Source organism: Algoriphagus sp. PAP.12, assembly GCF_026652115.1.
Classification (GTDB): domain Bacteria; phylum Bacteroidota; class Bacteroidia; order Cytophagales; family Cyclobacteriaceae; genus Algoriphagus.
This window is the reverse complement of the sequence record NZ_JAPPSQ010000071.1, coordinates 1-635: the sequence shown is the minus strand read 5'-3', so window position 1 is coordinate 635 and position 635 is coordinate 1. Positions and strand designations below refer to the sequence as shown.

Below are 635 nucleotides of genomic sequence, written 5' to 3'. Positions count from 1 at the left end.
CTAAAAAGCGGAACCGTGATGGAAAACAGCAAATTGCCTTTACAAGTCTGGATGATGGCATTTATGTTTATGTCAGCAACCAAAAAGGGGTTTTCTTGTCTTGAATTTCAGCGTCAATTGGGTTTGAGCAGATACGAAACAGCTTTCAAATTGATGCACAAAATCAGAGCTGGGATGGGTAGAAGGGACAGTTTGTACCAACTCAAAGATATGGTAGAATACGATGAAGGCTATGTGGAAGTAGCAACCAAAAAACAGGTTAAGAAGCAGCTAAAACGAGGAAAAGGGAGTCAACGCCAGGCGAAAGTAGCTGTAGCGGCAGAATCTATTCCAATAGAAGATTCTGAATCTGGGCAACAGAACAGGGTTTGTGGGTACTTTAAAATGGAAGTTCTTGTTAAAGTAGACAGTGAAAACGTCAATCAATTCATTAAAAAAAATACAGATGGAGAGGTCGTGTTATTCACAGACAGAAACACAGCTTATGCCAACTTGGAAGAGGTAGTAAATACCCATTTTACAGTGGTTTCCAGTAAAAAAGAGACCAATGAGACTTTGAGATGGGTTCACAAAGCCATCAGCAATCTGAAGCGGAATCTGTTGGGGATTTATCATATGATCACTTACAAATACTT

General features: G+C 39.7%; 1 protein-coding gene. It reads left to right on the top strand.

Annotation, left to right across the window (positions count from 1 at the left end; all coding sequences use genetic code 11):
- Nucleotides 1-635: IS1595 family transposase (locus O0V13_RS21495; RefSeq protein WP_268037071.1), on the top strand; the 635-nt coding region annotated here is incomplete at both ends.